This window comes from Pseudomonas sp. I8001 (genome assembly GCF_013385345.1).
In the GTDB taxonomy this organism is placed as follows: domain Bacteria; phylum Pseudomonadota; class Gammaproteobacteria; order Pseudomonadales; family Pseudomonadaceae; genus Aquipseudomonas.
In genome coordinates, this window is record NZ_JACAQC010000054.1 from 19,180 (window position 1) to 32,469 (window position 13,290).

The window sequence follows — 13,290 nt, forward strand, 5'->3', positions numbered from 1 at the left end:
AGGCCCCATAAAAAAAGCCCGCCAACATGGCGGGCTTTTTTGCGCGCGTGAAGCTTAGATCGCGCCGCGCTGGCGCAGCAGGTCCAGCACTTGCTTGACGCTGTCTTCCAGCGACAACGCCTGGGTGTCGATCACCAGGTCCGCATTCAACGGTACGTCATACGGGAACGACTCACCCGGGATGTTATCGCCGCCCGCCGCGTACAAACCTTGCGGATCACGCTCGGCACACACCAGCGGCGAAGCCTGCACGTACACAGTCAGCAAACGATCACCGCCGATCAGCGCCTTGGCCTGTTCACGCCCTTCAGCATCCGGGGCAACAAACGCCGCCAACGTCAGCAAGCCGGCCTCGTTGAACTGACGCGCCACATGCGCGGCACGACGCCAGTTCTCGGTACGCCCGGCACGGTCCTGCGGCAAGCCCTTGTTCAGGTCGTGGCGCAGGTTCTGGCCGTCCAGCACAAACACCGCACGGCCCATGTCGAACAGCTTGCGTTCAACCGCGTAGGCCAGGGTGCTTTTGCCGGCGCCCGACAAGCCGCTGAACAACACGGTCGCCGGTTGCTGGCCGAAGCGCTGGGCGCGTTCTTCGGTGGCCACGTGAGCCAGTTTGCCGTGCTGCGCCGCGCTGCCATGGGTCACCGGCGGCGCGATGATCATGCCCGCAGCCACGGTGCCGTTGGTCAAACGGTCGATGACGATGAACGAACCGGTGGTGCGGTTGCTCGCGTAACCGTCCAGGGCGATGACCGTGTCGAGGCTGACCTTGACCCGGCCGATCTCGTTCAACTGCAAGGCGCTCGCCGGGCCTTCTTCCAGGGTGTTCACATCCACGCGATGCACAATGCTGGTGATGGAACCCGGCACGTAGCTGGTGGCGCGCTTGATGTCGTATTTCTTGCCCGGCAGCATCGGTTCTTCAGCCATCCACACCAGCATGGCGTCGAAAGCGTCGGTCACTTGCGGCACATTATCGGCATGCACCAGCAGGTCGCCACGGGAGATGTCGATTTCGTCTTCCATGGTCAGGGTCACGGCCTGGCCGGGACCTGCGTTTTCCAGTTCACCTTCAAAGGTGACGATGGATTTGACGCGGCTGCTCTTGCCCGACGGCAGCACCACGACTTCGTCGCCCTTGTGCACGATGCCGCTGGCCAGGGTGCCGGCAAAACCACGGAAGTTCAGGTTCGGACGGTTGACGTACTGCACCGGGAAACGCAGGTCGGTGTAGTTGCGGTCGTTGGCGATCTCGACGGTCTCGAGGATCTCCATCAGCGACTGCCCGGTGTACCAGGGCGAACGCTCGCTCTTGTTCACCACGTTGTCGCCCTTGAGGGCCGACATCGGCACGAAGGCCAGGGTGCTCGGCTTGAACGCGATACCGTCGGCAAACTTCAGGTAATCAGCCTTGATCGACTCGAACACGCTTTGGTCAAAGCCATTGATGTCCATCTTGTTGACGGCCACCACGATGTGCTTGATGCCCAGCAACGAGGCGATGAAGCTGTGGCGACGGGTCTGGGTCTGCACGCCGTAGCGGGCGTCGATCAGGATGATCGCCAGGTCACAGGTGGAGGCACCGGTGGCCATGTTGCGGGTGTACTGCTCATGGCCGGGGGTGTCGGCGATGATGAATTTGCGCTTGGCGGTGGAGAAGTAGCGGTAGGCAACGTCGATGGTGATGCCCTGCTCACGCTCGGCCTGCAGGCCGTCGACCAGCAACGCCAGGTCGATGTCGTCACCGGTGGTGCCGGATTTTTTCGAATCGCGGGTGATGGCTTCCAGGTGATCTTCGTAGATCATCTTGGAGTCGTGCAGCAGGCGCCCGATCAGGGTGCTCTTGCCGTCGTCGACGTTGCCACAGGTCAGGAAGCGCAACATTTCCTTGCGCTCGTGCTGGCCCAGGTAGGCGAGGATGTCCTCGCTGATCAAATCAGATTGATGCGACATGACAGCCCCTTAGAAATAGCCTTGACGTTTTTTATCTTCCATCGAGCCTGCACCATCGTGGTCGATGACACGGCCCTGGCGCTCGGAAGTTCGCGTCAGGAGCATTTCCTGAATGATGTCCGTCAGCGTCTCGGCTTCGGACTCCACCGCGCCCGTCAACGGGTAGCAGCCAAGGGTACGGAAACGTACTTTCTTTTTGACGATTCGGGCTTTGTCTTCGTCGGACAGGTGCTCGAGGATGCGGTCGTCGTCGATCATGATCAACGTGCCGTTCTTCTCGATCACTTCGCGTTCGGCGGCGAAGTACAACGGGACAATCGGGATGCCTTCCAGGTAGATGTACTGCCAGATATCCAGCTCGGTCCAGTTGGACAGCGGGAACACACGGATCGACTCGCCTTTGTTGACGTTGCCGTTGTAGACGTTCCACAGCTCCGGGCGCTGGTTTTTCGGGTCCCAGCGGTGCTTGCTGTCGCGGAACGAGTACACGCGCTCTTTGGCACGGGATTTCTCTTCATCGCGACGGGCACCGCCGAATGCAGCGTCGAAACCATACTTGTCGAGCGCCTGTTTCAGGCCCTCGGTCTTCATGATGTCGGTGTGCTTGGCGCTGCCGTGGGTGAACGGATTGATGCCCTGCGCCACACCGTCCGGGTTGACGTGAGTGATCAACTCAAGACCAAGCTCTTCGACCATCTTGTCGCGGAACTTGTACATCTCCTGGAATTTCCAGCGGGTGTCGACGTGCATCACCGGAAACGGCAGCTTGCCCGGAAAAAAGGCCTTGCGTGCCAGGTGCAGCATCACGGCGGAGTCTTTACCGATCGAGTAGAGCATCACCGGGTTATCGAACTCGGCGGCGACCTCGCGGATGATGTGGATGCTTTCCGCCTCCAGCTGTTTCAGATGCGTCAGTTTGTCGACCATGGTTACTCACGGAAAAACGATCTTATGGACGGCCAGCGGGCCGTGTTCGAGCGGGGCATGCTAGCACAGCGCCTGATTCTATTGAGGGGGCTGGCTAGATCGAAACGGTATATCAATATACCGCTGGGTTTGGCCCGACTCGATCAAATGTGGGAGCGGGCTTGCTCGCGAATGCGGTGTGTCAGTCAATGCATATGGCGACTGATGCACCGCATTCGCGAGCAAGCCCGCTCCCACATGTATCCGGTGGTGTTCGTTAGATCGGGTTTGGGCAGTCGATGAAGAGGTGTTCGAGGGCGAAGCGTCGCGCCAGGTAATCACCCAACGCCTGTACACCATACCGTTCGGTGGCGTGATGCCCGGCCGCTATGAAGCTGATGTCGTTTTCCCGGGCGCTGTGGAAGGTCTGCTCCGAGGCTTCGCCGCTCAGGTACAGGTCAACCCCGGCGAGCACCGCCTGGTCGATATAGCCCTGGCCACCACCGGTGCACCAGCCCACGCGGCGGATCATCTCGCTGCCTTCGATCAGCAGCGGCTCGCGGCCCATGGCTTCCTGCACGCGGCGGGCAAAATCACGGGGCGACGCCGGCTCGGCCAGGGAACCCACCAGGCCGACGACCTTGAGGTTGTCCGGGTCCAGCGGGCCTTCGACGGTGATGTCCAGTTGCCGGGCCAGTTGCACGTTGTTGCCGACCTCAGGGTGCAGGTCCAGCGGCAAGTGATAGGCCAGCAGGCTGATGTCGTGCTTGAGCAGGGTTTTCAGGCGGCGCTGCTTCATGCCGGTGATGCACGGGCTTTCGCCTTTCCAGAAATAACCGTGGTGCACCAGCACCAGGTCGGCCTGGGCTTCGACCGCCGCGTCCAGCAATGCCTGGCTGGCGGTCACGCCGCTGACGATGCGCAGCACTTGCGGTCGGCCCTCGACCTGCAGGCCGTTGGGGCAGTAATCGGCGATTTTGGCACTATTAAGGTAGCGGTCCGCTTCCTCGACTAAGGTGCTCAGGGCAACGGCCATAAAAGACTCCTAAATATCCCGTTCAGAGGCGCTCACGGCCTCGTATAATGCGCGACATTATGGGCGCTCTCCCGCCCCCTGCAACCTGTCAGGATTTTTCTTCATGCTCAAGGCACTGCGTTTTTTTGGATGGCCATTGTTGGCTGGCGTGCTGATCGCGATGCTGATTATTCAGCGTTATCCACAACTGGTCGGCCTGCCGACCCTTGATGTCAACCTGCAACAGGCACCGCAAACCAGCGCGGTGGTACAAGGCCCGGTGACTTACGCCGATGCAGTGGTGATCGCCGCCCCCGCCGTGGTCAACCTGTACACCACCAAGGTCATCAACAAACCGGCGCACCCGCTGTTTGAAGACCCACAGTTTCGTCGCTATTTCGGCGACAACTCGCCCAAGCAGCGGCGCATGGAATCCAGCCTCGGCTCCGGTGTGATCATGAGCCCGGAAGGCTACATCCTCACCAACAACCACGTGACCACCGGCGCCGACCAGATTGTGGTGGCCCTGCGTGATGGCCGGGAAACCCTGGCCCGCGTGGTCGGCAGCGACCCGGAAACCGACCTCGCGGTGCTGAAAATCGATTTGAAAGGCCTGCCCTCGATCACCATCGGGCGCTCCGAAGGGCTGCGCGTAGGTGACGTGGCGCTGGCCATCGGCAACCCCTTCGGCGTCGGCCAGACCGTGACCATGGGCATCATCAGCGCCACCGGGCGTAACCAGTTGGGCCTCAACAGCTACGAAGACTTCATCCAGACCGACGCGGCGATCAACCCGGGCAACTCCGGCGGCGCGCTGGTGGATGCCAACGGCAACCTGACCGGCATCAACACCGCGATCTTCTCCAAGTCCGGCGGCTCCCAGGGCATCGGTTTCGCGATTCCGGTGAAGCTGGCCACTGAAGTGATGAAGTCGATCATCGAGCATGGCCAGGTGATTCGTGGCTGGCTGGGGATTGAAGTCCAGCCGCTGACCAAGGAACTGGCCGAGTCGTTTGGCCTGACCGGGCGCCCTGGCATCGTGGTCGCCGGGATCTTCCGCGACGGCCCGGCGCAGAAAGCCGGCCTGCAACTGGGGGATGTGATCCTCAGCATCGACGGCGAGCCGGCCGGGGATGGTCGCAAGTCGATGAACCAGGTGGCGCGGATCAAACCCACCGACAAGGTGGCGATCCAGGTGATGCGCAATGGCAAGGAAATCAAGCTGTCGGCTGAAATCGGCCTGCGTCCGCCGCCTGCACCGGTGAAAGAAGAGGAATAACGGCTTCGGGAGCCCGTTCGCGGGCTCCTGTTACCTAATATTTCAAAAGAAATTCATTCTCATTAGTCATGTTATATTGTTTCAATATCGCTATTGGAACGCTCTATCATGCCGTCTCGAAGATTTGCCCCGCTGGCGGGAATCGCCCTGGGTTTGCTGGTGGACCCGGCCTACGCCGAAGACACCGCGACCATTGAACTGGAAGCCACCCGCATCACCAGCGAGGCGTACGAATCAGCCACCGGCCCGGTCAAGGGCTATCGCGCCACCCGCTCCGCCAGCGCCACAAAAACCGACACCGCCTTGCGGGATATCCCACAGTCCATCAGCGTGATTCCCGCTTCGGTACTCAACGACCTGGGCAGCACCAACGTCGAGCGTGCCCTTGAGTTTGCCGGCGGCGTGTCCAAACAGAACAACTTCGGCGGCCTGACGCTCTACGAATACAGCGTTCGCGGCTTCACCACGTCAGAGTTTTACGTGGACGGTTTCAGCGCCAACCGCGGTTACCCGAGCACGCCGGACGCGGCGAATATCGAGCGCATCGAGGTGCTCAAGGGCCCCGCCGCCAGCCTGTATGGCCGTGGTGACCCAGGCGGTACGGTGAATATCGTCAGCAAAAAGCCGCAGCACGAGGCCTTCACCACACTGCAGACCAGCGCCGGCAGTTGGGACCGCTACCGCACCGCGCTGGACGTGAACACGCCGCTGGACAGCGAGGGCAACGTGTTATCGCGGGTCAACCTGGCGGTGGAAGACAACCACAGCTTCCGCAACCACGTTGAGGCCAAACGGGTCTTCGTCGCGCCCTCCATCAGTTGGCAACTGGACCCGGACACACACCTGCTGGTGGAAAGTGAATTCGTGCGTCACCGCTCCACTTTCGACCGCGGCATCGTCGCGCCCAACAACCGCTGGAGCGGCGTCTCCCGCTCGACCTTTCTCGGCGAACCCGACGACGGCGATATCCGCAACCACAACAACCGCCTGCAAGCCAGCCTCGAGCATCACCTCAACGATGCCTGGCAACTGCGACTGGCCAGCCATTACAAACAAGGCAGCCTATGGGGCAACGCCTCGGAAAACCGCACGCTGGATGCCGATGGCCACACCCTCAGCCGCCGCTACCGCGAGCGCTCCACCGGTTGGCATGACAGCATCACCCAGCTCGAACTGCGCGGTCGGTTCGACATCGGCAGTTGGCAGCACGAATTGCTGATCGGCACCGAGTACGAGGACTACCGCAAGAAAGAACGGGTGACCGCCATCGCCGGCGGCGATTACGCCATCGACATCTATGACCCGGTCTATGGGCAGCCCAAACCGAACGGCAAGCGCTCCGGCACTGACTTTTTCGAACAGGTGAAAAGCCAGGCGCTGAACCTGCAGGACCAGATCATCTTCACCGACCGCCTGCGCGGGATGATCGGCGCGCGGTTCGAACACTTCGAGCAGCGCACCGACGACTTCAGCCGCAACCATGCCAAAAGCCGGCAGACCCACGACGCCCTGACCCAACGCGCCGGCCTGCTCTACCAACTGACGCCTGAAGTGGGCCTGTTCGCCAACGCCTCCACCTCGTTCAAACCCAACAATGGCCTGGACGCCGGCGGCAAATCCTTCAAGCCGGAAGAAGGCGTGGGGTATGAAATCGGGATCAAGAGCGAGCTGTTCGACGACCGCCTGAGCACCACCCTCGCCGCCTTCCATATCGAGAAAGAAAATGTCCTGGCCCTGGACCCGGCTACCGACACACAGCGCGCCATGGGCAAGGCCCGCAGCCAGGGTTTTGACCTGCAACTGACCGGCCAGGTGACTGACGCCGTACGGGTGATCGGCGCCTTTGCCTACATCGACGCCGAAGTGACCAAAGGCGACAAAGCCATCCCCACTGGCAGCCGGATTCTCGGCGTAGCCAAACGCAGCGCCAGCTTGCTCGGCGTGTATGAATTCCAGGACGGCCTGCTGCGCGGCTCCGACCTTGGCGCAGCCTTCACCTACGTCGGCGATCGCTCCGGTGAAGCCGGCAAAAGCTTTGAATTACCGGCCTACCACACCGTCGATTTGCTGGCCCATTACAAGGCCAGCGACAACGTCACCGTGGGCCTGAACCTCAACAACCTGTTCGACGAAAAGTACTACGAGCGCTCCTACAGCAATTACTGGGTCAATCCCGGCGAGCCGCGCAACTTCACCGTCAGCCTGACCCTCAACCTGTAAAAGGACGTCTCCATGCAAGCCTTCAAATCCCTGGCCGTGCTCGGCCTGCTGTTTGCCACCCAAGTCTCGGCCCACGGGCTGTGGACCGAACAACGGCGCGGCAATATCGAAGTGATCTACGGCCACGGCGCCGAAGACAACGCGTTCAAGGCGCAGAAAATCAGCGGCGCCTGGGCCTACGACGCCAGCGGCAAAATGATCCCGGTGACCGTGGAACGTCTGCCCGACCATGCGCGCCTGAAGCCGCTCAAATCGCCGGCTGTACTGGCGGTCGCCCTGGATAACGGGATGTGGTCACAGACGCCTGACAAGAAGTGGATCAACGAGGGCCGCAGCAAGGTGCCGGGGGCGATTGAGTCGACCCAGACCTTCAAGTACAGCCTGGCGATCTACCAGCCGGGGGCGAAGTTGCCGCAGCTGGATCAGATCAAGCTACTGATCTTGCCGGAAGTTGATCCGCTGACGGTCGGCCCGGGTAAATCACTGCCGGTACGGGTGCTGCTGGATGGCAAGCCGGCGGCAGGAGTCAAGCTGATCGGAGACTATCGCAACGCACCGAACACCCTGAGCACCGAGACCGATAAAGACGGTCGCGCCCGGGTGCTGGTGAGAAATGAAGGATTGAATGTGATTGCGGCGCAGGTGGAAATCCAGCTCAAAGACAATGCTGATGTCGCGACTCGCGGACTGTTCAGTTCCCTGACTTTCCTGGGCGAGCCGCATCACGAGTAACCCCGCAAATCCAAAGTGGGCACAGTCAATGTGGGAGCGGGCTTGCTCGCGAAAGCGGTGTTTCAGTCGCCATCTTCATTAACTGACCCACCGTCTTCGCGAGCAAGCCCGCTCCCACATTCAGTCCTCACTCGGCTTGATTACAGTGCAACCGGCGCTCCTTCCAGCTCCCTGACCTTCCTGGGCGAGCCGCATCACGAGTAACACCGAAAATTCAGAGTGGGCACCGTCAATGTGGGAGCGGGCTTGCTCGCGAAGGCGGAGTGTCAGTCGCCATCTTCATTAACTGACCCACCGTCTTCGCGAGCAAGCCCGCTCCCACATTTAGTCCTCACTCGGCTTGATTACAGTACAACCGGCGCTCTTTCCAGTTCCCTGACTTTCCTGGGCGAGCCGCATCACGAGTAACCCCGCAAATCCAAAGTGGGCACAGTCAATGTGGGAGCGGGCTTGCTCGCGAAAGCGGTGTGTCAGTCGCCATCTTCATTAACTGACCCACCGTCTTCGCGAGCAAGCCCGCTCCCACATTCAGTCCTCACTCGGCTTGATTACAGCGCAACCAGCGCTCCTTCCAGCTCCCTGACCTTCCTGGGCGAGCCGCATCACGAGTAACACCGCAAATCCAAAGTGGGCACAGTCAATGTGGGAGCGGGCTTGCTCGCGAAGGCGGTGTGTCAGTCGCCATCTTCATTCACTGACCCACCGCCTTCGCGAGCAAGCCCGCTCCCACACTCAGGCCTCACCCGGCTTGACTACAGCGCGACCGGCGCTCTTTCACACAGGGTATTGAGCGCCGCCGCCCACTGCGGGTCATCGTTCAGGCACGGCACCAACACCAACTCCTCGCCCCCCGCCTCGCGGAATTGCTCCAGGCCGCGATCACCAATTTCCTCCAGTGTCTCGATGCAGTCCGCAACAAACGCCGGGCACATCACCAGCAGCTTCTTCACGCCCTGCTGAGCCAACGCTTCAAGGCGTGCCTCGGTGTACGGTTCGATCCACTTGGCCCGGCCCAGCCGCGACTGGAACGCCACCGACCATTTGCCATCCGGCAAGCCAAGGCGCTCGGCAAAATCCCGCGCAACGCTGAAACACTGCGCGCGATAGCACGTGGCAAGCACCTCGGGAGAGGCGTTCTGGCAGCAGTTGGCGTCCTTGAAGCAGTGTTGCCCCGTAGGGTCGAGCTTTTTCAGGTGGCGCTCGGGCAACCCATGAAAGCTCAGCAGGAGGTGATCGAAATCCTCTTCCACATAGGCTCTGGCGCTGTTGGCCAAGGCGTCCAGGTACTCCGGTTCATCGTAGAACGGCTGCAGAATCGAAAACTCGATCGCCAGCTTTTTGTGCCGCACCACGCGCCGGGCCTCTTCGATTACCGTGGTCACGGTGCTGTCGGCAAACTGCGGGTACAACGGCGCCAGGGTCACTTTCTGGATGCCTTGGGACGCCAGCCGGGTCAGTACGCTTTCAATCGACGGCTCGCCATAGCGCATGGCCAACTCCACCGGCCCCTGGGTCCACTGTGCAGTCATCTGTTGTTGCAAGCGACGGCTAAGAACTACCAGCGGCGAGCCTTCGTCCCACCAGATCGAGGCGTAGGCATGGGCCGATTGCTCCGGGCGCTTGATCAGGATCAGCGACACCAGCAAACGCCGAACCGGCCATGGCAGGTCAATGACGTAAGGGTCCATCAGGAACTGATTGAGGTAGCTGCGCACATCCGCCACCGAAGTGGACGCCGGTGAACCCAGGTTGACCAGTAACAACGCGTGATCCGTCATGCAACATCCTATCTCTAGAGGCGGCTGGACAAGTCGTCCAGGGCCGCATGCAACTCAGTGAACTGGAAAGTGAAACCGGCCGCCAACAGCCGCTGCGGCAAAGCCCGCTGGCCACCCAGCAACAAACCGGACAACTCGCCCAGGCCGATACGCAATGCAAACGCCGGCATGGGCATGAACGCCGGGCGGTGCAGCACCTTGCCCAGGGTCTTGGCGAACTCCAGGTTGCGTACCGGGTGTGGCGCGCAGGCATTATAAGGACCGCTGGCATCGGTCTTGTGCAGAAGAAAATCAATCAGGGCGATTTGATCCTTTATATGGACCCATGGCATCCACTGCCGACCATTGCCGATAGGCCCGCCCAGCGCCAGTTTGAACGGCAGCAACAGCCGCGACAAAAAGCCGCCCTCCGCCGCCAGCACCAGCCCGGTACGCACCAGCACCACGCGGATGCCCAATGCCTCGGCACGCTGGGCGGTTTCTTCCCAGGCAATGGATAACTGGCTGCCGAAATCGTCCTGCACCGGGCCGCTGTCTTCGGTCAGCTCGCGCTCACCACCGTCGCCGTACCAGCCCACCGCGGAACCGGAGATCAACACCGCCGGTTTGTGTTCAAGGCCCTCAAGCCAGGCCAGCAGCGTTTCGGTGAGGCCGATACGGCTGCTCCACAACAGCGCCTTGCGTTTATGCGTCCAGGGCCGGTCGGCAATCGGCGCGCCGGCCAGATTGACCACCGCGTCCACCGCCTCGTTTATGTCTTGCAGGCGGGCGACGCCACGCACCTGGGCGCCGCACAATTTAGCCACTTGTTCGGGATGGCGGCTCCAGACCGTGAGGCGATGGCCCTTGGCAAGCCAGTATTGGCAAAGTTGACGGCCGATCAAACCGGTACCGCCGGTCAGCAAAATGTGCATGAGTTGTTCCTCGTGTAACGTTCGCCGACCACCGTTAGTCTATTTTATAAACAGGGATGTTTTAATCGGGCGCAACGCTGGTTAAACCTTCAGGTTTAACCATAGGTCACGCCAAACGATCAGGTACGCCAAAACTTATACCAAAAAACAATATTGTACAGCTATTGGTGTCGGCGTAGTCTGTACCCAACGGTAAAACGAGGCCTCCCATGACTGTTCCCATCGCGATCATTGGCACCGGCATCGCCGGTCTCTCCGCCGCCCGAGCGTTGAAAGACGCGGGGCACGTTGTACAACTCTTCGATAAAAGCCGCGGCAGTGGCGGTCGCATGTCCAGCAAGCGCAGCGATGCGGGCTCGCTGGACATGGGCGCACAGTACTTCACCGCCCGCGACCGGCGCTTCGTCAACGAGGTGCAACGCTGGCAGGCCAATGGTTGCGCCGAGCAATGGAAGCCACAGCTGTACAACTTCAAGTCCGGCCAACTGACGCCCTCCCCCGATGAACAGATCCGCTGGGTCGGCACGCCGCGCATGAGTGCGATCACCCGCGCCCTGCTCGATGACTTGCCGGTGCAGTTCGGTTGCCGCATCACCGAAGTGTTCCAGGGTAAACATCACTGGAACCTGCTGGACGCCGACGGCGAAAGCCACGGCCCGTTCAGCCACGTGATCATCGCCACCCCGGCGCCCCAGGCCACTGCCTTGCTGGCCGCTGCGCCCAAGCTGGCGAGTGTCGCCGCCGGGGTCAAGATGGACCCGACCTGGGCCATTGCCCTGGCCTTCGACAAGCCGCTGGATACGCCCATGGAAGGCTGCTTCGTCCAGGACAGCCCGCTGGACTGGCTGGCGCGCAACCGCAGCAAACCGGGGCGCGACACCACCCTCGACACCTGGGTTTTGCACGCCACCAGCACCTGGAGCAAGCAACACCTGGACCTGTCCAAGGAAGCCGTGATCGAACACCTGCACGGCGCCTTCGCCGAACTGCTGCACAGCGCCATGCCGGCGCCTTCCTTCACCCTCGCCCACCGCTGGCTGTACGCGCGGCCGTCCACCAGCCATGAATTTGGCGTGCTGGCCGACGCCGACCTGGGCCTGTATGTATGTGGCGACTGGTGCCTGTCAGGCCGCGTGGAAGGTGCGTGGCTCAGCGGCCAGGAGGCGGCGCGGCGGTTGATCGAGCACCTGCGATGAACCGCATCAATCCCGCCAAGCTGCTGCTGTCGAAGTGGACAGCAGCCCGCCCGCAGTACAAGGAAAAACATTTTCTGGTGACCAAACTGCTGCGTGATGACGAAGGCGATGTGCAGGAAATCGAGCTGGAAGCCGTGATGAGCCATCGCGTGCAGCGCCTGGCCTGGCAAACCCTGCAAAACGCCGAAGACTGGAAAATCGGCTGGAAATAGCCATTCCGCAAATACCTGTACAAATTATTTGACTTGTACAGCTTCAAACCTATGATGAGATTAAGTTGTACAGAAATTTAACTCTGTACAGGAATTTCATCGAGGTTTGGCCATGTCCAGCACCCTGCCCGCCACCGGCAAACCGAAAATCGCCATCAGCGCCTGCCTGTTGGGCGAGAACGTGCGCTTCAACGGCGGGCATAAACAATCCCAGCTGTGTAGCCAGACCCTGGCCGATTATTTCGACTTCGTGCCGCTGTGCCCTGAAGTCGCCATTGGCCTGGGCATCCCCCGCGAACCGATTCGCCTGGTGGGCGACCCGCTCAATCCACAGGCCGTTGGCACCGTAAACCGCGAACTTAACGTGACCCAGCCGCTGGACGATTACGGCCAGCAAATGGCTGCTGAACACACCGACCTCTGCGGTTACATCTTCATGCAGAAATCCCCGTCCTGCGGCCTGGAGCGGGTCAAGGTCTATCAGGACAACGGCATGCCCATCGACGGCGGCGGGCGCGGCATCTACGCCCAGGCATTTTGTGCGCGCCACCCCAACCTGCCGGTGGAAGAAGACGGTCGGCTGAATGACCCGGTGCTGCGGGAAAACTTCCTGACCCGGGTGTTCGTCTACGCCACCTGGCAGCAACTGCTCGCCGAAGGCCTGACCCGTCACCGCCTGCTGGAATTTCACTCGCGCTACAAATACCTGCTGATGGCCCACAGCCCGGTGCATTACAAAAGCCTCGGCAACTTGCTGGGCAGCATGCCCAGGGACGTCGACCTGGGCGCCTTGGCCGCCGGCTACTTCAGCGAACTGATGAGCGCCCTGACCCAGTGCGCCACACGCGGCACCCACACCAACGTGCTGCAACACATCAGCGGCTACCTCAAGCAAGCCATCAGCGCCGAAGACAAACAGGAAATGCAGACCATCATCAGCCAATACCGCCAGGGCATCGTGCCGCTGGTGGTACCGCTGACGCTGCTCAAGCACCACTTTCGCCAGCATCCGGACCGCTATATCGCGCAGCAGGCCTACCTGCAACCGCACCCGGAAAACCTCAGCCTGCGTAATGCGATTTAAC

11 protein-coding genes are annotated in these 13,290 nt (G+C 61.1%); 6 read left to right on the forward strand and 5 right to left on the reverse strand.

All coding sequences use genetic code 11. From position 1 onward, the window contains the following. Positions 1-54: 54 nt before the first annotated feature. The 3 genes from cysN to HX839_RS27470 form a co-directional block, all read right to left on the reverse strand. Positions 55-1,953, reverse strand: a complete 1,899-nt coding sequence (cysN, locus tag HX839_RS27460; RefSeq protein ID WP_003208449.1) for a sulfate adenylyltransferase subunit CysN — start codon at positions 1,951-1,953, stop codon at positions 55-57. A 9-nt stretch (positions 1,954-1,962) separates the two neighbouring features. Continuing rightward, entirely contained in the window at positions 1,963-2,880 is a 918-nt protein-coding gene (cysD, locus tag HX839_RS27465) for a sulfate adenylyltransferase subunit CysD (protein WP_003208447.1), read from the reverse strand. Positions 2,881-3,136: 256 nt separating this feature from the next. Beyond that, positions 3,137-3,895, reverse strand: a complete 759-nt coding sequence (locus HX839_RS27470; RefSeq protein WP_003208444.1) for a Nif3-like dinuclear metal center hexameric protein — start codon at positions 3,893-3,895, stop codon at positions 3,137-3,139. A gap of 103 nt (positions 3,896-3,998) precedes the next feature. Here HX839_RS27470 and algW point away from each other — a divergent pair, with 103 nt between their 5' ends. From algW to HX839_RS27485, 3 genes are all read left to right on the forward strand, one after another. Then, complete coding sequence (algW, locus tag HX839_RS27475; RefSeq protein WP_003208442.1) at positions 3,999-5,153, forward strand: Do family serine endopeptidase AlgW; 1,155 nt, start codon at positions 3,999-4,001, stop codon at positions 5,151-5,153. A 108-nt stretch (positions 5,154-5,261) separates the two neighbouring features. Further along, positions 5,262-7,373, forward strand: a complete 2,112-nt coding sequence (locus HX839_RS27480; RefSeq protein WP_177068002.1) for a TonB-dependent siderophore receptor — start codon at positions 5,262-5,264, stop codon at positions 7,371-7,373. A gap of 12 nt (positions 7,374-7,385) precedes the next feature. After that, the gene (locus tag HX839_RS27485) at positions 7,386-8,105 is read left to right on the forward strand and encodes a DUF4198 domain-containing protein (RefSeq protein WP_177068003.1); all 720 of its coding nucleotides are present in this window, start codon (positions 7,386-7,388) and stop codon (positions 8,103-8,105) included. Between the two features lie 752 nt (positions 8,106-8,857). Here the strand turns inward: HX839_RS27485 and hemH are convergent. Both hemH and HX839_RS27495 read right to left on the reverse strand, forming a co-directional pair. Continuing rightward, the gene (gene hemH / locus HX839_RS27490; RefSeq protein ID WP_134325751.1) at positions 8,858-9,883 is read right to left on the reverse strand and encodes a ferrochelatase; all 1,026 of its coding nucleotides are present in this window, start codon (positions 9,881-9,883) and stop codon (positions 8,858-8,860) included. A gap of 14 nt (positions 9,884-9,897) precedes the next feature. After that, positions 9,898-10,797, reverse strand: a complete 900-nt coding sequence (locus HX839_RS27495) for a TIGR01777 family oxidoreductase (protein WP_177068004.1) — start codon at positions 10,795-10,797, stop codon at positions 9,898-9,900. 209 nt (positions 10,798-11,006) lie between these two features. Between HX839_RS27495 and HX839_RS27500 the strand changes: the two genes are divergently transcribed. From HX839_RS27500 to HX839_RS27510, 3 genes are all read left to right on the forward strand, one after another. Continuing rightward, positions 11,007-11,993 (forward strand): NAD(P)/FAD-dependent oxidoreductase, encoded by a 987-nt coding sequence (locus HX839_RS27500; protein WP_003208434.1) that lies wholly within the window; start codon positions 11,007-11,009, stop codon positions 11,991-11,993. Next, positions 11,990-12,205 (forward strand): TIGR02450 family Trp-rich protein, encoded by a 216-nt coding sequence (locus HX839_RS27505; protein WP_008432289.1) that lies wholly within the window; start codon positions 11,990-11,992, stop codon positions 12,203-12,205. The genes HX839_RS27500 and HX839_RS27505 overlap by 4 nt, the downstream gene beginning before the upstream one ends. A gap of 112 nt (positions 12,206-12,317) precedes the next feature. Further along, on the forward strand, positions 12,318-13,289 hold the full coding sequence (locus tag HX839_RS27510) for a DUF523 and DUF1722 domain-containing protein (RefSeq protein WP_008432288.1): 972 nt from the start codon (positions 12,318-12,320) through the stop codon (positions 13,287-13,289). The last annotated feature ends 1 nt before the right edge of the window (position 13,290 follow it).

Bases quoted from the DNA above. Each gene is read 5' to 3' on its own strand.
- cysN (WP_003208449.1), bottom strand. From the start codon at position 1,953: ATGTCGCATCAATCTGATTTGATCAGCGAGGACATCCTCGCCTACCTG.
- cysD (WP_003208447.1), bottom strand. From the start codon at position 2,880: ATGGTCGACAAACTGACGCATCTGAAACAGCTGGAGGCGGAAAGCATC.
- HX839_RS27470 (WP_003208444.1), bottom strand. From the start codon at position 3,895: ATGGCCGTTGCCCTGAGCACCTTAGTCGAGGAAGCGGACCGCTACCTT.
- algW (WP_003208442.1), top strand. From the start codon at position 3,999: ATGCTCAAGGCACTGCGTTTTTTTGGATGGCCATTGTTGGCTGGCGTG.
- HX839_RS27480 (WP_177068002.1), top strand. From the start codon at position 5,262: ATGCCGTCTCGAAGATTTGCCCCGCTGGCGGGAATCGCCCTGGGTTTG.
- HX839_RS27485 (WP_177068003.1), top strand. From the start codon at position 7,386: ATGCAAGCCTTCAAATCCCTGGCCGTGCTCGGCCTGCTGTTTGCCACC.
- hemH (WP_134325751.1), bottom strand. From the start codon at position 9,883: ATGACGGATCACGCGTTGTTACTGGTCAACCTGGGTTCACCGGCGTCC.
- HX839_RS27495 (WP_177068004.1), bottom strand. From the start codon at position 10,797: ATGCACATTTTGCTGACCGGCGGTACCGGTTTGATCGGCCGTCAACTT.
- HX839_RS27500 (WP_003208434.1), top strand. From the start codon at position 11,007: ATGACTGTTCCCATCGCGATCATTGGCACCGGCATCGCCGGTCTCTCC.
- HX839_RS27505 (WP_008432289.1), top strand. From the start codon at position 11,990: ATGAACCGCATCAATCCCGCCAAGCTGCTGCTGTCGAAGTGGACAGCA.
- HX839_RS27510 (WP_008432288.1), top strand. From the start codon at position 12,318: ATGTCCAGCACCCTGCCCGCCACCGGCAAACCGAAAATCGCCATCAGC.